Annotated in this window: 19 protein-coding genes; 8 read left to right on the top strand and 11 right to left on the bottom strand. The window is 71.4% G+C overall.

Features of this window, described 5'->3' with window-relative positions; genetic code table 11:
- Window positions 1-5 precede the first annotated feature (5 nt).
- The 4 genes from AB0C28_RS06585 to AB0C28_RS06570 all read right to left on the bottom strand — a co-directional run bounded on the left by AB0C28_RS06585 (window position 6) and on the right by AB0C28_RS06570 (window position 3,501).
- Window positions 6-638 (bottom strand): GntR family transcriptional regulator, encoded by a 633-nt coding sequence (locus AB0C28_RS06585; RefSeq protein ID WP_358073282.1) that lies wholly within the window; start codon window positions 636-638, stop codon window positions 6-8.
- Window positions 639-683: 45 nt separating this feature from the next.
- A complete protein-coding gene (locus AB0C28_RS06580) occupies window positions 684-1,481 on the bottom strand; it encodes a class I SAM-dependent methyltransferase (protein ID WP_358073281.1) in 798 nt (265 codons plus the stop codon).
- Window positions 1,482-1,540: 59 nt separating this feature from the next.
- The gene (locus tag AB0C28_RS06575; protein WP_357841368.1) at window positions 1,541-2,788 is read right to left on the bottom strand and encodes a cytochrome P450; all 1,248 of its coding nucleotides are present in this window, start codon (window positions 2,786-2,788) and stop codon (window positions 1,541-1,543) included.
- Between the two features lie 98 nt (window positions 2,789-2,886).
- Window positions 2,887-3,501, bottom strand: a complete 615-nt coding sequence (locus AB0C28_RS06570) for a TetR/AcrR family transcriptional regulator (RefSeq protein WP_357841365.1) — start codon at window positions 3,499-3,501, stop codon at window positions 2,887-2,889.
- A gap of 137 nt (window positions 3,502-3,638) precedes the next feature.
- Here AB0C28_RS06570 and AB0C28_RS06565 point away from each other — a divergent pair, with 137 nt between their 5' ends.
- The 3 genes from AB0C28_RS06565 to AB0C28_RS06555 all read left to right on the top strand — a co-directional run bounded on the left by AB0C28_RS06565 (window position 3,639) and on the right by AB0C28_RS06555 (window position 6,067).
- Complete coding sequence (locus tag AB0C28_RS06565) at window positions 3,639-4,865, top strand: cytochrome P450 (protein WP_357841362.1); 1,227 nt, start codon at window positions 3,639-3,641, stop codon at window positions 4,863-4,865.
- On the top strand, window positions 4,862-5,680 hold the full coding sequence (locus tag AB0C28_RS06560) for an oxidoreductase (RefSeq protein ID WP_357841360.1): 819 nt from the start codon (window positions 4,862-4,864) through the stop codon (window positions 5,678-5,680). The genes AB0C28_RS06565 and AB0C28_RS06560 overlap by 4 nt, the downstream gene beginning before the upstream one ends.
- A 144-nt stretch (window positions 5,681-5,824) precedes the next feature.
- Window positions 5,825-6,067, top strand: a complete 243-nt coding sequence (locus AB0C28_RS06555) for a hypothetical protein (RefSeq protein ID WP_358073280.1) — start codon at window positions 5,825-5,827, stop codon at window positions 6,065-6,067.
- 68 nt (window positions 6,068-6,135) lie between these two features.
- On the opposite strand, the gene AB0C28_RS06550 is transcribed toward AB0C28_RS06555, so the two are convergent.
- Entirely contained in the window at window positions 6,136-7,344 is a 1,209-nt protein-coding gene (locus AB0C28_RS06550) for an acyl-CoA dehydrogenase family protein (protein WP_357841355.1), read from the bottom strand.
- A gap of 52 nt (window positions 7,345-7,396) precedes the next feature.
- On the bottom strand, window positions 7,397-8,323 hold the full coding sequence (locus AB0C28_RS06545; protein WP_358073279.1) for a glucosyl-3-phosphoglycerate synthase: 927 nt from the start codon (window positions 8,321-8,323) through the stop codon (window positions 7,397-7,399).
- 214 nt (window positions 8,324-8,537) lie between these two features.
- On the opposite strand from AB0C28_RS06545, the gene AB0C28_RS06540 reads away from it, so the two are divergent.
- Window positions 8,538-9,182 carry a TetR/AcrR family transcriptional regulator gene (locus tag AB0C28_RS06540; RefSeq protein WP_357841349.1) on the top strand — a complete coding sequence of 215 codons (645 nt, stop codon included), beginning with the start codon at window positions 8,538-8,540 and terminating at the stop codon, window positions 9,180-9,182.
- On the opposite strand, the gene AB0C28_RS06535 is transcribed toward AB0C28_RS06540, so the two are convergent.
- Window positions 9,103-11,142, bottom strand: a complete 2,040-nt coding sequence (locus AB0C28_RS06535; RefSeq protein WP_358073278.1) for a cytochrome c oxidase assembly protein — start codon at window positions 11,140-11,142, stop codon at window positions 9,103-9,105. The genes AB0C28_RS06540 and AB0C28_RS06535 overlap by 80 nt on opposite strands.
- A gap of 329 nt (window positions 11,143-11,471) precedes the next feature.
- The gene (locus AB0C28_RS06530) at window positions 11,472-12,335 is read right to left on the bottom strand and encodes a helix-turn-helix transcriptional regulator (protein ID WP_358073277.1); all 864 of its coding nucleotides are present in this window, start codon (window positions 12,333-12,335) and stop codon (window positions 11,472-11,474) included.
- 165 nt (window positions 12,336-12,500) lie between these two features.
- Here AB0C28_RS06530 and AB0C28_RS06525 point away from each other — a divergent pair, with 165 nt between their 5' ends.
- Window positions 12,501-13,430: an NADP-dependent oxidoreductase gene (locus AB0C28_RS06525; RefSeq protein ID WP_358073276.1), complete on the top strand. Its 930-nt coding sequence runs from the start codon at window positions 12,501-12,503 to the stop codon at window positions 13,428-13,430.
- Window positions 13,431-13,656: 226 nt separating this feature from the next.
- On the opposite strand, the gene AB0C28_RS06520 is transcribed toward AB0C28_RS06525, so the two are convergent.
- The 3 genes from AB0C28_RS06520 to AB0C28_RS06510 all read right to left on the bottom strand — a co-directional run bounded on the left by AB0C28_RS06520 (window position 13,657) and on the right by AB0C28_RS06510 (window position 17,948).
- Complete coding sequence (locus AB0C28_RS06520; protein ID WP_358073275.1) at window positions 13,657-15,939, bottom strand: SpoIIE family protein phosphatase; 2,283 nt, start codon at window positions 15,937-15,939, stop codon at window positions 13,657-13,659.
- A 67-nt stretch (window positions 15,940-16,006) separates the two neighbouring features.
- Window positions 16,007-16,639, bottom strand: coding sequence for a response regulator transcription factor (locus AB0C28_RS06515; protein ID WP_358073274.1), 633 nt, complete (start codon window positions 16,637-16,639; stop codon window positions 16,007-16,009).
- Window positions 16,632-17,948: a sensor histidine kinase gene (locus tag AB0C28_RS06510; RefSeq protein WP_358073273.1), complete on the bottom strand. Its 1,317-nt coding sequence runs from the start codon at window positions 17,946-17,948 to the stop codon at window positions 16,632-16,634. The genes AB0C28_RS06515 and AB0C28_RS06510 overlap by 8 nt, the downstream gene beginning before the upstream one ends.
- A 174-nt stretch (window positions 17,949-18,122) precedes the next feature.
- On the opposite strand from AB0C28_RS06510, the gene AB0C28_RS06505 reads away from it, so the two are divergent.
- Genes AB0C28_RS06505 through AB0C28_RS06495 form a run of 3 tightly spaced genes read left to right on the top strand, consistent with a single transcriptional unit; the run spans window position 18,123 to window position 20,791 of the window.
- On the top strand, window positions 18,123-18,650 hold the full coding sequence (locus AB0C28_RS06505) for a hypothetical protein (RefSeq protein WP_358073272.1): 528 nt from the start codon (window positions 18,123-18,125) through the stop codon (window positions 18,648-18,650).
- A gap of 39 nt (window positions 18,651-18,689) precedes the next feature.
- Window positions 18,690-19,178: a PH domain-containing protein gene (locus tag AB0C28_RS06500; protein ID WP_357841327.1), complete on the top strand. Its 489-nt coding sequence runs from the start codon at window positions 18,690-18,692 to the stop codon at window positions 19,176-19,178.
- Window positions 19,175-20,791 carry a PH domain-containing protein gene (locus AB0C28_RS06495; RefSeq protein ID WP_358073271.1) on the top strand — a complete coding sequence of 539 codons (1,617 nt, stop codon included), beginning with the start codon at window positions 19,175-19,177 and terminating at the stop codon, window positions 20,789-20,791. The genes AB0C28_RS06500 and AB0C28_RS06495 overlap by 4 nt, the downstream gene beginning before the upstream one ends.
- The last annotated feature ends 10 nt before the right edge of the window (window positions 20,792-20,801 follow it).

The raw sequence follows: 20,801 nt of genomic DNA, 5'->3' as shown, positions 1-20,801 counted from the left end.
GGCGATCAGTCCCGAGAATCCCGTAAAGCCGCGATCACGCTGCGCAGATGACGGCGGGCCGCCTGTTCGGCCGCGCCGGGGTCCCCCGCGCAGATGGCGTCGATGATGGCCAGGTGCTCGCCCAGCGACCTGGCCGGGCGGCCGCGCTGCATGGACAGCCGGAACTGGTGGCGGACGACCTGGCCGCGCAGCCGTTCCAGCACCCGTTCCGCGATGGACTGACCGCTCAGCTCGCGGACGCGGCGGTGCAGGAGCTGGTTGAGCTCCGAATAGCCGAGGACGTCGCCCGACCGCACCGCCTCGGACATGAGCGCGCCGATCTCGCGCAGCTCGGCGACCGCGCCCGGGGTGACCCGGCCGGCCGCCTTGGCCGCGCACAGGCCCTCGACCACCATGCGCACCTCGGTGATCTCGATCGCCTCCTCCACGGAAACCGCCCGCACCCGCGCGCCGCGGTTCTGCACCCGCTCCACCAGGCCCTCGTTGGCCAGCTGCAGGAGCGCGGAGCGCACGGAGCTCCTGCTCGCGGAGAAGCGCTCGGACAGGTCGGCTTCCACGAGCCGCTGGTCAGGCACGAAATCGCCCCGCATGATCCCTTGACGGATCGCGTCGAGGACCGTTCCCGCGTCTGTGGACACGTTCCCTCACTCAGATTGTCAACAATCATGTGAGAGATATCGTAATCACTCAGCTCGGCGGCGGCAGATCATCAACTCCGTCGTGGGGCTCTCGCGGACGACGCGGACGAGCCGCCGCTCCACCAGCGACAGCAGCGCCCCGGCCACCCGGCCGGTGGCCTCGGTGAGCGTGACGCCGCGCAGGAAGCCGCCCCAGAGCTTGCGCCACACCGGGTTGGCGTCGACCTGGGCGTTCATCAGCACGAGCATGGGCGCGCGCCGGACGACGTCGAAGCCGGCCTCGCCGAGCGCCGTGGTGATCCACGGCAGCGTGTGGTTGACCTGGTGGTCGCCGCGCTGCTCGGGCCTGTGCAGGAAGTTCTCCGACAGGACGAGGACGCCGCCCGGCTTCGTGGCCCGCCCGAGCGTGCGCAGGGCCGAGCGGTAACGTTCGTCATCGGTGATGTGGAACAGCATGTCCATGGCCGAGACCGCGTCGAACGAGGCCGGCTCGATCAGCTCGCCCGGGTCGGCGAGGTCGAGCTGGAGGATCTCGGACTCGGGGAAGCGGGCGATCAGGCGCTCGACCGCGGCCTTGGTGAGGTCGGCTCCGGTGATCGACCGGGCGCCGAGCGCCCGCCACTGGCGCAGGTAGAAGCCGGTGCCCGAGCCGACGTCGAGCACCTTCGCCGAGGCCAGGTCGAGCCCGAGCCGTCCCACCTCACGCCGGAAGACCTCTCCTCGAATCAGATACATGTACGAGTTGAAGGCCCGGCCGAGCTGCTTGTAGCCGACTCCGCTCTCGGTCCAGTCGGCCTCCAGGCGGCGCTCCCAGAAGTCCTTCAGTTCGGTGTGCCTCATCAAGCAGCGCTCCCCACTGAGCCATTCCGAATGGCAAAGCCTTTCGGCAGTAAGCCCGGCTGTCAACACGGCACGGGCTGTTCGAGGATGACGGGAAGGGCTTCCAGGCCGCGCAGGATCATCATCGCGCTCTGCGAGCGCCACTGGAGCCGTTCCGGCGGGCAGGCGAGCCGGATCCCGGGAAAGCGGCCGAGCAGCGAGGTGAACGCGATCGTGCCCTCCAGCCTGGCCAGCGGCGCGCCGAGGCAGAAGTGCGGGCCGTGGCCGAAGGCGAGGTGCTGGTTGTCCGGCCTGGCCAGGTCGAGCTCGTCGGGCCGGTCGAACCGGGCGGGGTCACGGTCGGCGCAGTTGAGGGCGACCACGACCAGGCTGCCCGAGGGGACGGTGACGCCGTCCACGTCGATGTCCTCGACGGCGGTGCGCAACGTGGCCCGCTCGACCGGCCCGTCGTAGCGCAGCAGCTCCTCCACCGCGGCCGGCACCAGCCCGGGATCGGCGGCGAGGGCGCCGAGCACGTCCGGGGCGCGCAGCAGGGCCAGGGCGCCGTTGCCGATGAGGTTGACCGTGGTCTCGTGCCCGGCGACCAGCAGCAGCATGAGCATGCCGAGCAGTTCGGTCTCGTCCAGCTCGCCGTGCCGGTCGGCGGCCACGATCAGGGCGCTGATCAGGTCGGGCTGCGTCTCGCTCGCCGGCTCCCTGTCCATCCGCCTGTCGTCCATCCGCCTGTCGTCCATCCGCTCCCTGCGCTCGGCGACCAGGCCGGACAGGTAGCCGGTGAGCGCCGTGGTGGCGGCCTCCCGCCGCCGCCTGAGCTCGGGGGCCGACGCCGTGGTGATCAGGTCGCGGCTCCACGTACGGAATCGATCACGGTCGGAGACGGGCACGCCGAGCATCTCGCTGATCACCGTGATCGGCAGCGGGAAGGCGAACTCCTCGATGAGATCGACCTCCTCGCCGACCGGCAGGGCGGCCAGGAGGTCGTCCGCGATCTCCTGGATGCGCGGGCGCAGGGCCAGCACCCGCCTGGCGGTGAAGGCTTTGCCGATCACCCGGCGCAGGCGGGTGTGGTCGGGCGGGTCGGAGGAGAGCATGTTGACGCCGAGCGGCCCGGCGTCGCCGGTGACGAGCCCCGCTTCGCGCAGGAAGGCCGGCGCGTTCTTCGGATGCTTGGACAGGCGCGGGTCGTTGAGCGCGGCGCGGGCCTCGGCGTATCTGGTGATCAGGTACGCGTCGCCGCCGAACGGGGTGCGGACGCGGTGCACGGCGCCGCGCTCACGGAGCCGGGCGTATTTCGGGTACGGATCAGCCATGTGGTTGCCGCCTTCGTGCTCAGCCTGCACCGGCGCGCCTCGCGGAGCCCGCGCACCCATTTTACGACGGCCCGCTCTGCCCGATCCGCCCCCCTGCGTCACAACGTGTCGAGGCCGTGCATGACGAGGTCGACGGCGCGCCGCATCGTGGCCAGGAACTCCTCCTCCGACTGCCCCATCTCCAGGCTGACCAGCCCGATCGCCCCCACCGCGCCCATCAGCGCGCCGACCGCCGCCAGCGCCGTCAACCGGTCGATCTCGCCGGGGAACGCCGCGACGAACGCGTCGGCGATCCTGCGCTGCGAATCGAACATCACATGCAGGCCCTTGGCCTGGACGCTGGGGACGGTGGCGACCAGGTTGCGGTAGACGTCCGTCAGCTCAGGGTCGGCCGAGATGGGCCCCTCGGCCATGTATCCGGCCGACAGGGACAACTCACAAGTCCGCAGCAGCAGGTCGGCCACGCGTTCGCCGGGCCGGCGTCCCTTGATCACGTCGAGGGTCAGCTCGTAGTAGCGCTCGGCGTCGGTGAAGACCACGTCCTCCTTGCTGGAGAAGTAGTTGAAGAAGGTCTTGGTCGCTATGTCCGCCTCTGCACTGATCTGCGCGATGGTGGTCTGCTCGTACCCCTGCTCCTTGAACAGCCTGAAGGCCGTACGGACCAGCAGCTCCCTGGTCTGGCGTTTCTTGCGCGCCCGCCGCGTCTCCTCCACGGTGACACATCTTACACGCCGAAAATTTTTACACATCTTGTACTTTTACACGTCGTGAGGCTAAATGGATCGCATCGGCCGTGCGAGTGACGCCGGGCAGGACGCCACTCGCACGGCGTACCCACCCGAGGAGTGACATGTCCGATCCATCAGATCTGCCGAGACTGCTGGTCCAGCACGCCGCGGCCTGCCCCTTCGATCCGCCGGACGAGCTCGCGCGGCTGCGTGCCGAGCGGCCCGTGACGCCGATGATCTACCCGGGCGGCCACGAGGGCTGGCTGGTGACCGAGCACGCCCTGGTCCGCGAGGTGCTGGCCGACCCGCGCTTCAGCCATCGGGCCGAGCTCCTGCGCAACCCGCTACCGGGAGCCTCGTTCAGCGACGAGCCGCAGCCGGCGCCGCCGGGCGCCTTCACCTCGATGGACCCGCCCGAGCACACCCGCTACCGCCAGCTCCTCACCGGCCAGTTCACCGTCCGCCGGATGCGCCGGTGGACCACCAGGATCGAGGAGATTGCCGCCGAGCTGCTGACCGTCATGGAGCGGCACGGCCCGCCGGCCGACCTGGTGGAGATGTTCGCCGGGCCCCTTCCCGGGCTGGTGATCTGCGAGCTGCTCGGGGTTCCCACCGGCGACCGGGAGGAGTTCGTCCGGGCGATGAGCATCCTCGGACGCCTGGGGGTGCCCGCCGGCGAGAAGATGGCCGCCTTCGGCAAGATGCAGTCCTTCATGCTCGACCTGGTGCGCGCCAAGCGCGAGCGGCCCACGGACGACCTGCTCGGCGGGCTCGTCGGCAGCAGTGATCTGACCGACGACGAGCTGGCCATCATCGGCGGCATCCTGACCGGCGCGGGCTTCGACACCACCGCGAACATGATCGCCCTGGGTGTCTTCGCCCTGCTCGACCACCCCGCGCAGCTCGCCGCCCTGCGCTCCGAGCCCGCCCTCATCGGCAACGCCGTCGAAGAGCTGCTGCGCTATCTGAGCATCATCCCCGCCACGGTGCGGGCCGCCCTGGAGGACGTCGAGCTCGGCGGCGAGCTCATCAAGGCCGGCCAGTCGGTCACGGTCTCCGTCCCGGCCGCCAACCGCGACCCGAAGCACTTCCCCGACCCCGACACGCTCGACCTGCGCCGGACCACGTCCGCGCACGTCGCCTTCGGCCACGGCGTCCACCAGTGCCTCGGCCAGCAACTCGCCCGGGTCGAGATGCAGGTCGCCATCCCCGCCCTGTTCGACCGCTTCCCGTCCCTGCGCCTGGCCGTGCCACCGGAGGAGGTCCCCACGCGCGAGGACATGATGATCTACGGCGTGCACAGCCTCCCTGTCACGTGGGACGTGCCGCAGGAGGAGGCCCGCTCATGAGAGTCGCCCTCGTCACCGGAGCCTCGTCCGGCATCGGCAAGGCCACCGCGCTCGAACTTCTGCGGGCCGGTCACACCGTCTACGGCGCGGCCAGGCGCCTCACGGCGATGGACTCCCTCCGCGACGCCGGCGGCCACACCCTCCCCATGGACGCCCGCGAGCCCGAGGACCTGGAGCGGGTCGTCCGCACGGTCGTCGAGGAGCAGGGCAGGCTCGACGTGCTGATCAACAACGCGGGCACCGTCCTGCACGGGGCCGCGGAGGACGTCCCGCTGGAACGGGCGCGCGACCTGTTCGAGGTGAACGTGTTCGCCCCCGCCCGGCTGACCCAGCTCGCCCTGCCCCACATGCGCGCCCAGGGGTCGGGCACGATCATCAACGTGTCGTCCGTCGGCGGCGAGATCTCCCTGCCGCTCGGCTGCTGGTACTACGCCTCGAAGCACGCACTGGAAGCGTACTCGGACACGCTCCGCATGGAGGTGGAACCGTTCGGCATCGACGTCGTGATCATCCAGCCCGGCATCATCAGGACGGGCTTCGAGGACCGCACCGCCCAGGACCTCCGCGAGATCTCCGGCTCGACCGCCTACGGACCGATGGCCGAGAAGATGGCGCAGAAGGCCGAGACCCAGAACACCGCCGACGCCCCGGCCTCCGACCCCGGCCTCGTCGCGACGACCATCCGCGAGGCCGTCGAGGCGGACAAACCCCGGACGCGCTATGCCGTCGGCTGGCTGGCGGACAAACTCCTGGAACTCGACCGCACATTGCCGGACCGCGACTTCGACGCCCTCGCCACCAAATCCCTCAGGTAGCGACCTCCTTGCGAAGGGAATGGCAACCCATTCGCTATACCACCAGTAACACCGCTTTCTCCGCCGCCTCCGGGTTATGAAACGCGTTGACTTCACTGCTTCAGGAAGGAAGAGTGTTGTTCCCGGTAAAAGGAGGGAGCCGTCGTGCAAACGCGCGTGAAGGTCGTGCTGACGCTGATGGGGGCGCTCTTCCTCTTCGTGCTGGTCTTCCGGGAAGTAGACGGCATCTGGTCCCTCGTGCTCTTCATCTTCCTCGCTTTCCTGCTCCACGTATTCACGGACGACTCACCCAGCGGGAGTTCCGGCCGCGACGGAGGCGCGGGATATGACGGAGGCGGGAGAGGCGGAGACGGGGGATTCGGCGGCGGCGGAGACGGGGGCGACTAAGAGAATCAGGGAGCATTCCTGATAATGACCTGCATCCACCGGCGCTTGGAGCGGGGTGCCGGGCTCTTTCAGCGGACCGGCAGACCGGTGACCGCGCGGCCGATGATGAGCCGCTGGATCTCCGACGTCCCCTCGAAGATCGTAAAAATTTTGGCGTCGCGGTGGAAGCGTTCCACCGGGTGCTCCCTGGTATAGCCGGCGCCGCCCAGGATCTGGATGGCCTGCTCGGTCACCCATACCGCCGTCTCCCCCGCCACCAGTTTCGACATCGAGCCCTCCGCCTGCTCGAACTGCCTGCCGTTGCGGGCCATCCAGGCGGCTCGCCAGGTCAGCAGCCTGGACACGTCCACCCGGGTCGCCATCTCGGCGAGGAGGAAGGCGATGGCCTGGTTGGCGCCGATCTTGCGGCCGAACTGCTCGCGTTCGCGGGCGTAGTCCCTGGCGTACTCGAAGCCCGCGCGCGCGATCCCGACCGCCATCGCGGCCACCGACGGGCGGGTGGTCTCGAACGTGCGCATCGCGGCCTGCTCGCCCGCCCGTCCCCCCTTGCGTACGCGGGCCAGCCTGGCCTCCAGCTTCTCCCTGCCGCCCAGCAGGCACTCCCCGGGCACGCGCACGTCGTTCAGCACCACCTCGGCCGTGTGGGAGGCGCGGATGCCGTGTTTGCGGAACTTCTGCCCCATCGACAGCCCTGGCGTGCCCGGCGGGACGACGAAGGAGGCCTGGCCCCTGGTGCCGAGCGACGGGTCCACGGAGGCGACCACCACGTGGACGTCGGCGATGCCGCCGTTCGTGGCCCAGGTCTTGACGCCGTTGAGCACCCAGTCGGATCCGTCGGGGACGGCACGGGTGCGGATGGCGCCGACGTCGGAGCCGGCGTCCGGCTCGGAGGCGCAGAACGCGCCCAGCTTGACGTCGTCCGCCGTGCCGAACATCCGCGGCAGCCACTCCCCCATCTGCTCGGGGGTGCCGTTGGAGGCGAGGGCCGCGGCGGCCAGGCCGGTGCCGGTGATGGACAGGCCGATGCCGGCGTCCCCCCAGAAGAGCTCCTCGAACGCCACGGGCAGCGCCAGCCCGCTCTGCTCGAACCACTGGGTGGCGAAGAAGTCGAGGGAGTAGAGCCCGATCTTGGCCGCCTCCTGGATGACCGGCCAGGGCGTCTCCTCGCGTTCGTCCCACTCGGCGCCCGCGGGGCGGATCACGTCGCGGGCGAACGCGTGCACCCAGTCGCGCACCTCGACCACGTCGTCACTGAGCTCCGGGCAGAATCCCGTCATCGCGCCGCTCCTCGAACCGAGACGTTACCGGTGGTAACACCTTACCGGCCGGTCACTCGTCCAGGGTGAGCATGGGCGGGCGTTCGCCGATGCCGACGTCCCGCGTCCGCACGCCGTACCCGGACCGCCGTCTCTTGAACTGCGCCAGCCGGACCGAGGGCTCGGCCAGCGCCGCGATCTTGCCCTGCCGGTCGAGCCGCGACCAGGCGGCGAGCATGATCTGCGCGGCCATGCCCCCGAGTGCCTCGGTGGACTGCGGCGCGTGCTCGCGCGAGCCCAGGTCCACCTGGGCGAACGCGTCCAGCCCCGCCAGTTCGAGCAGGTCGATGAGCAGCCCGAGCTCGACGCCGTAGCCGGTCAGGAACGGTACGCGTTCGAAGGCGGAGCGCCGGCCCGCGTACTCACCCGCGAGCGGCTGCACGAAACCGGCCAGCTGGGGCCAGTGCAGGTTGATCAGCGGCCGGGCGACGAGCTCGGTGACCCGCCCGCCTCCGTCGGGGACGCCGTGGAGCGGACGGTCGTAGCACCCCTTGGCGTAGACGATCGTGGGATCGGCCAGCAGCGGCCCGAGCACTCCCGTGATCAGGGAAGCACGGAAGTTCCTGATGTCGGCGTCGGCGAACACCAGCACGTCCCCCGACGTGACGGCCAGCGACTTCCACAGCGCCTCCCCCTTGCCGTCGAGCGGCTTGAGCCGCGGCAGGATCTCGTCCTGCGCGTGCACCGTGGCCCCTGCTCGCGCGGCCACGCGCGCGGTGTCGTCGGTGGAACGTGAGTCGATGACGACGACCTCGTCGACCAGCGTGCCGAGGTCCCGCAGGATGATCGCGACGATCTCCCCCACGGTCTCCCGCTCGTCCCGGGCGGGAAGCACCACGCTGACCGTGCTGTCTCCCTTGGCGGCCACCAGGTCCCGCAGCGGCCAGTCCCCGGCGGTCGAAGTACGGCGCCCCAACCATCCGCGCACCTCAGGCAGCATGCCAACCCTCCCCCCGCTATCCCATTTGTCAGCTTATGCGAAGTCTTCCCGGTCGGCCGGTCGCATCCGTGTCTCTGGTCATCCGTAGTCCCTCGGGTCACAACCGTCTCCAGGCCCGTCTGACGGCCGGAACGCCGATGCGCACGGGGATTCCGGGTGACAACCCCTACGCTGAACGGTCAATCCGGTGTGGTCTTATCGATAAGGTGGCTGAGTGGCAGAACAGCCGGCTGAACGGCGTACCAGAGGGCCCGGCGCGCACCACGCGCAGCGGCGCGCCGAGATAGCCGACGCCGTGCTCGCCATCGTCGCCGAACGCGGCCTGGCCGCCGTCTCCCTGACCGAGGTGGCCGCCCAGGCTGGCATCTCTCCGGGCCGGGTGCAGCACTACTTCCCGGCCAAGCGGCGGCTCATCGAAGCGGCCTTCGAGCGCGGCAACCACCTGTCCAGCGCCCGCATCCGGCAGCGGGTCGGCTCAGAGCTCGGCGCCGCTGAGCCGCGGCTGGTCCTGACCACGGTGCTCACCGAGCTCATCCCGTACGACGCCACGACCGAGGCCCACATGCGGGTCCGCCAGTCCTTCCACGCCTACGCCTTCGCCGACGAGGCCATCGCCGCCCGGCTGCGCGTCCTGTACGCCGCCTTCCACCGCGACATGGCCGGCCTCGTCGAACGGGACCAGCGGGCGGGGCGCATCCCCGCGGCCATCGACCCGCACGGGGCCGCGCTGTCCTTGGTGGCGCTTGCCGAAGGGCTGGCCGCCTACGTGCTCACCGGCGTCACCCCGGGGGCCGTCGCCCGTGAGCGGGTGCTGGCGGCCGTCGCCGGCCTTTATCAAGGAGCAGCACCCCGTCCGTGACCGGCAGGGGATCGTCCAGAGCGGCATCACCGTGCTCACGGCCGGCGCTCACGCCTGTGCTCGCCTCGGTGCTCGCGTCGGCGACGCGGATGTGGGGCCAACGCCACCGCGCGGCTGGTCGCCTCCGGATCAGGCGCACAGCCAGGGGCGCGAGGGCCAGCAGCGGCACGACCAGGAAGACGGCCGCCGCCACCCGCTGACCGGTGAGCAGGTCCGGTGCGCCGGGCGGCGCCGTCTGCACCAGCCAGTCCGCCGCGACCGGCGGCCCCACCAGCAGGTATGCCCCCACCACCAGGTGCGTCACGGCCACCACCGTCAGCAGCCGCACCAGCTCACCCCGCGCGAACGGCCGGGGCAGCGGATCGGCACCCGCCAGCACCCATGACGTCACCAGGCCGACGCCGAGGAAGAGCAGCTCGGTGACCAGGTGCGGCGCGTACCCGGACAGCGACCACGCCAGCCAGTCCGTCCCGTACAGCAGCAGGAAGAGCAGCGGATAGGCGGCCAGGAGGACGGGCCCGGTCAGGCGCCGCCCGAAGGCGGGCGAACCTGGGCCGCCAGACCGGGACCCAGGCGAGCTCAGAGCACCGGACCGGGACTCAGGCGAGCCGAGGGCGCCGAACCGGGACGCCGGCGAGGTGGCCCGGCCCGCCAGCGTCAGCGGAGCACCCAGGCAGAGCAGCACCGGCACCACGACGGCCAGCGCCACATGCTGGAGCGCCTGCGCGGGCAGCATCGCCCTGGCGTAGCCGGCCACCCCGCCGAGCAGCACGAGCGCGGCCAGGCCGAGCCCGGCGTACCAGGCGATCGTGCGTCCGTACGGCCACGCGGCCACCCTGCGCACGGCGAGCGCGTAGGCGACGGCGGGCAGCGCCAGCAGCAGCGCGACCAGGACGTCCAGCCGCCCCTCGACGATCAGCGCGCCGGGCGAGAACGGGGCCAGCGTGTACTCCAGCAGGGGATGCGCGTGCCCGCCGCCCTCACCGCCGGGTGGCGGCGGGGTCCTGGCCAGGCCGACGCCCAGCCCCATCGCCACCGCCATCACGCCCAGCTCACCGGCCGCCAGCCGGACGAAGGTACGGCGGACCCCGCGATCGGCGACACCCGCGACGGTCCTGCGCCGGTGGACCCACCCGAACCAGCCGAGCACCGCCAGAGCGGCGATCTTGGCCAGCAGGAGCAGCCCGTACGGGCTCTGCCACAGGTCGGAGACGGCGTTCAGCCGTACCCAGCCGCTGACCGCGCCGGAGAAGGCCACCGCCGCGAAGCAGCACAGGGCGATCGTGCTGAAGCGCGGCAGCACCACCGGCAGGTCGCCGGAGCGGCGGAAGTAGACCAGCACCGCGCCCAGCCCGCCGACCCACAGCGCCATCGGCACCAGGTGCGCCATCAGCGCGGACACGGCCAGGTCGTGATCGCCCGCGGAGGCGGCGTGGCCGACGTACGCGGGCGGCAGCAGCCCGAAGACCGCGACCGTCACCGGCACCCACCTCGGCAGCCGCGGCACCATCGTCGCCACCGCCACCACGAACGTCACCGCCGTCACCACCAGCAGCGCCCGCGTCTGCGGCAGGTCCGTGCCGAAGCTGAGCATGCCGGGAGCCGCGAGCAGGTCCGCCACCGGCATCGGGATGAAGCTGGACAGGGTGAGCATGTAGCCCAGCAGGCTGGAGAACGCCCAGCCGAGTGCCCACCATCCGGCCGCGCGCAGGCAGCGCGCCGACTCGGGCGAGGCTGCCGAAGCCAGTGCGGCCGCCAGCGCGGTGCCCACGCATGCCACCGCGCACAGCTCGTGCGCGAACCGCGCCAGCGGCAGGCCCCAGTCGGTCAGCGGCCCCGCGGCCGGCAGCCCGGCGATCGGCGGCGCCCCGGCCCCGCCCCCGAACCGCAGCGCCGCCACCAGCACCAGAACGCCCGAGCCGACCGCGAGTACGGCGTACAGCCGTGCGGAAACTGTCATCAGGAAACCGCCACGTCGTCAGGAGGCACACCATCACACGCGACGGCCCGCCGTGAAGTCGCCGCGTACCTGAGGTACGCGCAGCCGGCGACCGAAGTTCAGCTGAAACCGGTCAGCGCTGGTGATTCCGGGTGGTGCCGCTCCGTTCACCGCCGGTCGAAGCCCTGCCAGGGCCGCTCGGTACCGGTGCCGCCGTGCCGTTCACCAACGGCCGAAACCGAGCCAGCACCGGCCAGCGCCAGTGAGGCCCTGCCAATCGCCACCTGTCGGCGGCGTTCTGCGCCATAACAGAGCAGCGACCGGCGACGGTGCACCGCAATCCTCCTCGGTCAGCGGCGGGCGGGGCTGGCGGAGACGAAGTCGTTGTGGGCGAGGACGCGGAGCAGGCTCAAATGCTCGATGGCGGACGTCCCCGGCACCGGGGTGTAGATGACGAGCCGCTGGTCCTCGGCGGGGCTGAGTAACGTCTCGCAGTTCAGCTCGATCGCTCCGACAGCGGAGTGGGCGACCCGCATCCGGCTGGAACGGCGTACCGCCACTTCGTGCAGGTCCCACAGCCGGGCGAACTCCTCGCTTGTGGCGCGCAGCCGGGCGACCAGGCGGGCGGAGGGCTCGTCGCCGCCCCGGCGGGCGTAGGAGGCGCGCAGGTCGGCGACGTGATCCCGGCTGAGCGCGGCGCGTTCGTCCGGATCGTAGGCCTGGCTCATCGCCGGGTCGGTGAACCACCGCCAGACGAAATTGCGGTCCTGCTCGCGGACCGAGCAGATGCAGCCCAGCAGCGCCTCGGCCATCTGGTTGCGGGCGAGCAGGTCGCCGAGGTCGTTGGTGATGTGGGCCGGGGTCTCGGTGAGCCGGTCGAGGAGGTAGAGCAGGCCGGGGCTGACGTGGTCGTGGGCCAGCGGACCGCTCGGCGGCCGGTGGCCGGACAGCAGGTAGAGGTGGTCGCGCTCGTCGTCGGTCAGCCGGAGCCCGCGGGCCAGCGCGGCCAGGATCTGCAGCGAGGGCTGCGGGCTGCGGGCCTGTTCGAGGCGCATGTAGTAGTCGGCCGACATGCCCGCGAGCTGCGAGACCTCCTCGCGGCGCAGCCCGGGCGTGCGGCGGCGCGGCCCGGCCGGCAGCCCCACCTCCTGCGGACGCAGCCGCTCGCGGGCCCGGCGCAGGAAGTCGGCGAGCTGCTCCCGGTCCATGTCCATGAATCCATGATGACGCGGCCGCGGGGCCTGCCCGACCTCACAGCCTAGGACCGTGGATCCTAGGGAGACCTGTCCGATTCCGCCGGTCGTCAACGCTTGGCAACGTGTCTCCCGAACCGGGTTTCACCACGTCACCCGGAGCAAGAACAGGTCAGGGAGGTCGAGATGACGGTCGAGACGATGCGAGCGGTCCGGTTCGACGACTACGGCGGGATCGAGGTGCTGCGGATCGTCGAGGTGGAGCGCCCGGCGCCCGGCCCGGGGCAGGTCCTGGTGAAGGTGGTGGCCGCCGGGATCAACCCGGGTGAGGCGGCGATCCGCTCGGGGGCGCTCCGCGACATCTGGCCGGCCACATTCCCCTCCGGCCAGGGCAGCGACCTGGCCGGGGTGGTGGTCGCGACCGGCGACGGGGTGGCGGATTTCGCGGCGGGCGACGAGGTGCTCGGCTTCACCGACAACCGGGCCAGCCATGCCGAATACGTCGTGGTGGAGGCGTCCAACCTGGTCCGGCGCCCGCCGGAGGTGTCGTGGGAGCAGGCGGGCTCGCTGTATGTCGCGGGCACGACGGCGGTGGCGGAGGTGCGGGCGGTCGGCCTGCGCGCCGGCGACACGGTGGTCATCGCCGGGGCCGCCGGCGGGGTCGGGACGATCGCGACGCAGCTCGCGGTCGAGGCGGGCGCCACGGTGATCGGGCTGGCGAGCGAGCCCAACCACCAGTGGCTGCGTGATCACGGGGCCGTGCCGATCGCGTACGGCGAGGGGGCCGCCGCCCGGATCAAGGCCGCGGCCGGGCACGTCGACGCCTTCATCGACAACTTCGGCGGCGGTTACGTGGAGATGGCGATCGAGCTCGGGGTGAGCCCCGACCGGATCGACACCATCATCGACGTCGCCGCGGCCGAGCGCTACGGCGTCAAGAACGAGGGCAGCGCCATGGCGGCCACGGCCGACGTGCTGGCCGAGCTGACCGAGCTCATCCGGACGGGCCGACTGGAGGTCCCGATCGCCGCCACCTACCCGCTGGACCGGGTCCAGGACGCCTACCGCGAGCTGGAGCAACGACACACCCGCGGCAAGATCGTCCTCAAGCCCTAGCACGTGCGACCCGACGTCGATCTCCCGAACGGTCCGGCACCGGCCTTCGGGAAGGCCAGACTCAGTAGTCCGGACGGTCCGGTGGGAAGAGCCGACGTCGACCTCCGGTGTCAGTCCTCTCCCGGACGGCCCGAAACCGGCCTACGACGAGACCCCGCTCAAGTCCTCCGACCGACCCGCCCTCAGCTCGCGGAAGGGCGGCGTCGATCTCCGGTGCGGCCCGGTGTCAGTCGTCTCCCGGTCGTCGCAGGGCCAGGACGGCGATGTCGTCGAGCCCTGTCGTCGGCAGTCCGCTGAGCAACTGGTCGCAGAAGGCGTCCACGGGCTCGCGGGCGAGCGTCCCCGCCAGCTCGCGCAGCCGTTCCAGACCCAGGTCCAGGTGCTCGCCCATCCGTTCGACCAGGCCGTCGGTGTAGAGGAGCAGCGTGCTGCGCGGCGGCAGCGGCACCGTCGCCGAGGGGCAGTCGAACACGTCGCCGATGCCGAGCAGCGAGCCGGTCGGATCGTCCAGGAAACGCGCCGTTCCCTCATACGTGACGAGCAGGGGCGGCGGATGGCCGGCGACGGCGTAGTGCAGCCGGTGACCGCCGCCGGCCTCCTCGACACGGGCGAGCACGCAGGTGGCCGTGACCTCGCCAGAGAGGGCCGCCATCACCTTGTTGAGCCGGGTGAGGACCTCGCCCGGCGGCCCCCAGCGGTCAATCGCGAGGGCGCGCAGCATGTTGCGGAGCTGGCTCATCTCGACGGCGGCGGCGAGGTCGTGGCCGGCGACGTCGCCGATGGCGATGATGACGGCGCCGTCGGGTAGGACGAAGGAGTCGTACCAGTCGCCGCCCACCTCGGCGGCGGCCGGGCTGGCCCGGTAGCGGGCGGCGATGCGCAGGTCGGGCAGGAGCGGCGGCTCGGCCAGCAGGCTGTGCTGCAGCGCCAGCGCGATCTGCTGCGCCCGCTGGAAGCGGATGGCGCTGCTCAGCGCGTCGTGCGCGTGGTCGAACATCTGGGTGATCAACGCGCTGTCCGCCTGACTGAGCGGCGCGCGATGCTGGCAGGTCAGCGCCGTCACCACGGCCGGGACCGCGCCGTCCACCACGACGGGCAGGAGCAGCAGGCTGTTGACGCCGTTCTCCGCCACCCACTGCTGCGCTCCCGACGGAGCGAGGTCCGGCGGCGGGTTGCCCGGCGCGAACGTCGCCAGCATCGGGCGCCGCTGCCGGACGGCCTGGACGAGCATGTTCTCGGGCCGCACCTGCTCCTGTCCGTACGGGGTCATCATCGGCAATCCGGGACGTACGGCGGCCGCGACCCGCTCGACCAGCAGCGGCCCCCCGCTATCGGCGCTGGACATGTCGGTGATCAGGTGGATCCCGCAGCCGTCTGCCAGCTCCGGCACGATCACCCCGGCCAGGGCGTGGAGCATGTCCGGCAGGCTCGACAGCTCCCCCATGGCCGCGGCGGCCCGGTCGAGCAGGTCCTGGGAACGGCGTTCCTGCCACTGCCGCTCGACGTCGCTGCAGCTCCCGACCCATTCCACCAGCCGCCCGTGCTCGTAGACGGGCACGGCCCGCACGCGGAAGTGCCGGTAGCCGCCCTCGGTGACGCGCAGCCGGCAGATGTGGTCGTACGACTTCGCCTCGCTCTCGAGGGTGGCCTGCCACGTCCGCAGGACCTCGGGCTGGTCGTCGGGGTGCACCATCCGCAGCCAGCCGTTGCCGCGGAAATCCTCCCAAGCCTGCCCGATCACCCGCTCCCAGCTGGGGCTCGGCTCGATCGCGTCGCCCTCGGGCCCCGTCACCCAGATGATCTGGGCGCTGACCTGGATCAGGCTCCGGTATCGCCGCAGGATGCGGCGGCGCTCGTCGGCGATGGCCTGGACCTGCCGGGCTGCGGCGATCTGCTCGGTGACCTCCATGGCCATCACCAGCACGCCGTGGTCATCGGGCCCGAACGTGATCCGCGACAGGCTGGAGGTGAAGAACCGCTCCTGGTCTACGTCCTCGTCCGCGTCCTGGCCCTGTCTCGGGGCCCGATCCTGAGTCGGGCTCGTGTCCTGGTCCTGATCCTGGACCGTGCTCGTGTCCTGGTCCTGATCCTGGACCGTGCTCGTGTCCTGGTCCTGATCCTGGGCCAAGCTCGTGTCCTGGTCGTGGTCATGGTGCTGGTCGTGGTCATGGAACTGATCCTGATCCCGGGCCGGGCACGCGCGCCGGCCCCGGTCCTGCTCGGGCGGCGCCTCCGTACCCAAAGGAATGGCGGTGAGCACGACGGACTCGCCCGTCCTGAACACCTGGTCGCACAGCCGGCGGTAGCGTTCGCGCGTCGGCGAGGTGAAGGCGCTGGGGAAAGGGCTGCCCAGCTCGGGATCGCCCAGCTGCGCGCGGCACATGCGGTTCATGTAGATCAGCCGGTGCTCGGGGCCGCGCGTCACCGCCACGCCCACCGGCGCCGGATCCAGCATCTCGAAGGCCGGCCCGTCACCGCAGCCGGCGCCGGCGCCGATACCACCACCCATCGTGACCTCCCCCTGGCCACAGTCCCCGTTGATCCTCATCCCCCGCGACGCGGCGGAAACACCCGGATCAGGACAGCAGGCCGCGTTCGATGGCGGTCATGACGGCGGCGGTGCGGTCGGAGACGCCGAGTTTCTTGAACGAACGCAGCAGATACGTCTTGACGGTCGCCTCACTGATGAACAGCTCGCCGCCGATCTCGGCGTTCGTCAGCCCCTGACCGACCAGGCGCAGCACCGCGCACTCACGCTCGGACAGCGCGGCCGGGTCGGGCGTCCGCGCGCGGAAGAGCTTGCCCGCCAACGAGGGGGTGAGCACGGTCTCCCCGCGCGCGGCGGCCCGGACCGCGTCGATCAGCTCCTGCCGTGAGCTGCCCTTGAGCAGGTATCCGGCCGCGCCCGCCTCCACCGCGCGCAGGATGTCGGTGTCGTTCTCGTACGTGGTCACGATGACGATCTTGGTGGAAGGCAGCTCGCGCAGGATGCGCCCGGTGGCGGCGACGCCGTCCATGCCGCCCATGCGCAGGTCCAGCAGAACGACGTCGGGCCGCAGCGCCGGCGCCCTGGCGACCGCCTCCTCCCCCGAGCCCGCCTCGCCCACGACGGTGATGCCGTCGGCGGACTCCAGCATGGCGATGAGCCCCTCGCGGACCACTGGATGATCGTCGGCCACCAGGATGGTGATCGGTTCCGCCTCAGCCACGCGCCCGCTCCTCGCCCGCCGTTCCAGCCATTCCCGCCGTTCCAGCCACTCCGGCCGCCCCCACGGCTTCCGCCGGCAGGGGAACGCCTGCTTGCGCCGGCACGGGAACGCGCACCTCGACGGCGGTGCCCCCGCCGGGGCGGCTGCCGATGCTCACCGTCCCGTTGATCTCCGAGACCCTGGCCCGCATGCCGCGCAGCCCGTATCCGTCGTGGTCGCCCTCCGGGGTGAAGCCCTCGCCGTCGTCGCGGACGAGCAGGCGCACGGCGTCCGGCTCGTACGTCATCACCACGTCCACCGAGCGCGCCCCCGCGGCGTGTTTGCGCACGTTGGCGGCGGCCTCCTGCATCGAACGCAGCAGGACGACGTTGACCGGCATCGGCAGCGGCTCCTCCGCGCCCCGCACCGACGTGCGCACATCGAGCCCGGTGTCGGCGACCAGGCCGTCGGCCTGCCTGCGCACGGCCTGCACGAGCGAGCCGCCGCGCAGGGTGGGCGGGGTCAGGGCGGCGACGAACTCGCGCGCCTCGGCGAGGGATTCCCTGGCCACCTGCCCGGCCCGCGACAGGTGCCTGCTCGCCTGGTCGGGCGCGTCGCGCACGCTCGACTCCGCCGCCTGGGTCAGGCTGATGATGCTGGTCAGGCCCTGAGCGAGGGTGTCGTGGATCTCCCTGGCCAGCCGCTCGCGCTCGGCCGAGATGCCGGCCTCGTGGGAGAGCCTGGCCACCCGCTCCTGGGTGCGGCGCAGCTCCTCGATGAGCTGGGCGCGCTCCCGGCTCTGCCGGGTCACCCGCTTGATCCAGACGCCCAGCAGGATCGACAGCGCGTAGCTCAGCAGCGAGAGGGGCAGCGCGCTCCAGGGCGGGATCCCCAGTTCCTCGCTCCTGATCCAGGTCACCAGCACGGGGAACAGGTTGGCCACCGCGAGCCAGCCGACGGCCCGCCTCATCGGCAGCGTCATGATCAGCATGGGCGCGACGGCGTACAACGCGAAGGAGCTGATGAGGCCGAACCACGTGGTGACGCAGAACAGCGCCACCAGCCCGGCCGCGAAGATCAGGTTTTTCCGCCCGTACGTCTGGACGGCCATCAGGCGGCGGCCGAGCCCCGCGTACCAGGGCACGATCAGGGTCAGCGCGCCGATCGAGACGGCCTGGGCGGCCGTGGGGTCGCCGGAGAGGAACAGCAGCACCGCGGTGAGGAGGTAGGAGACGGCGAAGAAGCCGTCCCACAGGCCGAACCAGCCGGTACGCGGCTCGGTGGCGGGGGGATGGTCGCCTGTCTCTCCGGTATCAGGTCGTACACGCACGGCAACAGTCGTACCACGGAAACGTCCGTGTCCACTGATCGGTTGACAACCGGACCCACCGTTCGGTCGTCTCCGGGCGGGAGCCCCGTCTCTAGCGTGGAAAGCGCCGAAGAGAACGTGCGAAGCGCCAAGCCGCACGGGATCTCCCCACTCAAGATCCGGAGTAACCCCCTGATGAGTCAGTTCCTCACTGCCCTCATAGCCAGCGGAACCATCCTGCTCGTCATCCTGGCCACCGACCTCGGACAGCGCCGCATCACCATGACGCGGGTGCTGCGCTCGGTGATCGTCGTCGCCGTCATCATCCCCATCTTCGTCCACTCCTTCCCGTCGCAGGGGAACGACCTGTCGCTGCAACTCGTGGGCATCGGGACGGGGATCATCTGCGGGCTGATCGCCGGCTCGCTGCTGCCCGCCCACCGGCGCCCGTCGGGCGAGCTCTACACGACCGGCGGGCTCGGCTACGCGCTGGTGTGGATCGTGCTGTCGCTGGGGCGGGTGGTGTTCGCGTACGGAGCCGAGCACTGGTTCGCCGCGGACCTGGTCCGTTTCTCCATCGACTACCGGATCAGCGGCCCCGACACCTACGCCAACGCCTTCGTCTTCATGTCCCTGGCCATGGTGCTCTCCCGCACCACCGTGCTCATGACCAAGATGCGCAGGCTCAAGGCCGCCGCCGTACCGGTGCCCGCGACCCGATGACAGGCGAGTCAGCGACAGGTGACAGTGAGAGGTGACGTCATGGACGAGCTCAGGCTCAGGCCGCCGCGCAACCGCGTAGAGGGCCGTGCGATCGGCTGGTGGAGCGCGCAGGCGGCGGTGTTCGCCCTGCCGCTGCCGCTCACCTTCGGCATCCTGTGGGCCACCATCCCGCCCACGCGCGAGCTGTTCATGTGGTTCACCCTGGGCTCCCTGGCACCCGGGCTGCTCTACCTGGCCGTGATGCCGGTCTGGCGCTACCGGGTGCACCGCTGGGAGGTCACCGCCGACGCCGTCTACACCGCCTCCGGCTGGCTGTGGCAGCAGTGGCGGGTCGTCCCGCTGTCGCGCGTCCAGACCGTCGACACGCTGCGCGGGCCGCTGCAGCAGCTGTTCGGGCTGTCGGGCATCACTGTGACGACCGCCTCGTCCTCGGCCGTCAGCATCAAGGGGCTCGACGCGAAGGTGGGGGACGAACTGGTGGCCTACCTGGCCGACCGGACTCAGGTCGTACCCGGAGACGCCTCATGACGACCACCACCGGCACCCGCCCGCGTACGGCGCCGCGTGACCACGAGGGGCGGCTGAGCGGCCGGCTCGTCCTGGTCAGCCTGAGCGCCCTGCTCGCCCCGGCGGCCCTGTTCGCGGTCAGCCTGCTCGTCACCGGCGGCGAGCCGAACCTGCAGATCCTCATCACCCTCGCCTCGTTCCTCCTCACCGGCCTGATCGTCGGCGGCATCGGGCTGTCGCGCCTGGCGACCACCCGCTACCGGCTCACCGGCGACCGGTTCGAGGTCAGCGCCGGCCTGCTCTTCCGCAGCCGGCACTCGATCCCGCTGGTCCGCGTCCGCGGCATCGACATCACCGCCCATCCGGTGCACCGCCTGTTCGGCCTGACCACACTCCATCTCGACACCGGCAGCGGCCAGGGCGGCGCCGCCCGCCGCGGGGTCCGGTTGGACGGCATCACCGAGGATCAGGCCGCCGAGCTGCGCCGCCTGATCCTCGAAGGGAGCGACACCGCACACGCCGCCGACAGCGACAGCTTGATCAGCGAGCTGGACCGCTCGTGGCTGCGCTACGCCCCGCTCACCGTCTGGGGTGTCGGCACCGTCCTGGCCGCCGCCGGCACCGGCTACCGCACGCTGCACGAGATGAAGATCGACCCGCTCGAACTCGGGGTCGTCCAGGACCTCGTGCGCCGCTTCGGCTCGGTCCCGCTCTGGTTCGGCCTGCTGGTGACCGTGCTCGCCGTCGTCGCTCTCGGGGCGGCCTGCTCGACGCTCACGTTCATCGAGAACTGGAGCGGGTACGAGCTGCGGCGCGGCGAAGGCGGCGTCCTGCGCGTGCGCCGCGGCCTGCTGGCCACCCGGTCGGTGAGCATGGAGGAGCACCGGCTGCGCGGCCTGGAACTGGTGGAGCCCCTTCCGCTGCGCTGGGCCGGCGGCGCCAGACTCAACGCCGTCACCACCGGACTCGGCGACCGCGACGAGAACCGCAGACGCCGCGCCCTGACCCCGGCAGTCCCCCGCCCCGAAGCCCTCACCATCGCCGCACAAATCCTGCCACCAACCGGTTTGGCCGTGTGGGAGCCACGTGACCCGGCCGTGCGAAGCCTGCCGGCCCAGCGCGACCTGACCGAGCGGGAACTGCTGGACGGGCGGGAGTTGCTGGAGCGGCGGGGGCTGGGCGCTCATCCTCGTGTCGCTCTGCGCAGGCGGGTCAACCAGGCTCTGACGGCGTCGGTGCTGATCGCAGCAATCCCCGCCGGCCTCGGGCTGTGGCTCGGACCCGCGTTCGTCATCACCGGCGCGATCACCTGCCTGGTCCTGGCGCCCGTCCTGACGGCCCTGGCCCGCTCGGCCTACCGCTCGCTCGGTCACGCCATCCGCGGCCCCTACCTGGTCACCGCCTATGGGGCGTTCGCCCGCCGCACCGTCGTCCTGCGGCGGGACGGGGTCATCGGCTGGAGCATCACACGCTCACCGTTCCAGCGCCGCACCGGCCTGCTCACCCTGGGGGCCACCACGGCGGCGGGAGACGGCATCTACCGGATCCGCGACGTGTCGGTGGACCAGGGACTGACCCTGGCCGAGACAGCGCTGCCCGGCCTGCTCGCCCCCTTCATCGAACGCCGACCATGACCACCCAGTC

The organism is Nonomuraea sp. NPDC048892, assembly GCF_040649735.1.
Lineage (GTDB): Bacteria > Actinomycetota > Actinomycetes > Streptosporangiales > Streptosporangiaceae > Nonomuraea > Nonomuraea maheshkhaliensis.
This window is presented reverse-complemented; position numbering and strand designations above follow the sequence as displayed.

Bases quoted from the DNA above. Each gene is read 5' to 3' on its own strand.
- AB0C28_RS06575 (WP_357841368.1), bottom strand. From the start codon at position 2,788: ATGGCTGATCCGTACCCGAAATACGCCCGGCTCCGTGAGCGCGGCGCC.
- AB0C28_RS06565 (WP_357841362.1), top strand. From the start codon at position 3,639: ATGTCCGATCCATCAGATCTGCCGAGACTGCTGGTCCAGCACGCCGCG.
- AB0C28_RS06560 (WP_357841360.1), top strand. From the start codon at position 4,862: ATGAGAGTCGCCCTCGTCACCGGAGCCTCGTCCGGCATCGGCAAGGCC.
- AB0C28_RS06550 (WP_357841355.1), bottom strand. From the start codon at position 7,344: ATGACGGGATTCTGCCCGGAGCTCAGTGACGACGTGGTCGAGGTGCGC.
- AB0C28_RS06545 (WP_358073279.1), bottom strand. From the start codon at position 8,323: ATGCTGCCTGAGGTGCGCGGATGGTTGGGGCGCCGTACTTCGACCGCC.
- AB0C28_RS06535 (WP_358073278.1), bottom strand. From the start codon at position 11,142: ATGACAGTTTCCGCACGGCTGTACGCCGTACTCGCGGTCGGCTCGGGC.
- AB0C28_RS06530 (WP_358073277.1), bottom strand. From the start codon at position 12,335: ATGGACATGGACCGGGAGCAGCTCGCCGACTTCCTGCGCCGGGCCCGC.
- AB0C28_RS06525 (WP_358073276.1), top strand. From the start codon at position 12,501: ATGACGGTCGAGACGATGCGAGCGGTCCGGTTCGACGACTACGGCGGG.
- AB0C28_RS06520 (WP_358073275.1), bottom strand. From the start codon at position 15,939: ATGGGTGGTGGTATCGGCGCCGGCGCCGGCTGCGGTGACGGGCCGGCC.
- AB0C28_RS06505 (WP_358073272.1), top strand. From the start codon at position 18,123: ATGAGTCAGTTCCTCACTGCCCTCATAGCCAGCGGAACCATCCTGCTC.
- AB0C28_RS06500 (WP_357841327.1), top strand. From the start codon at position 18,690: ATGGACGAGCTCAGGCTCAGGCCGCCGCGCAACCGCGTAGAGGGCCGT.
- AB0C28_RS06495 (WP_358073271.1), top strand. From the start codon at position 19,175: ATGACGACCACCACCGGCACCCGCCCGCGTACGGCGCCGCGTGACCAC.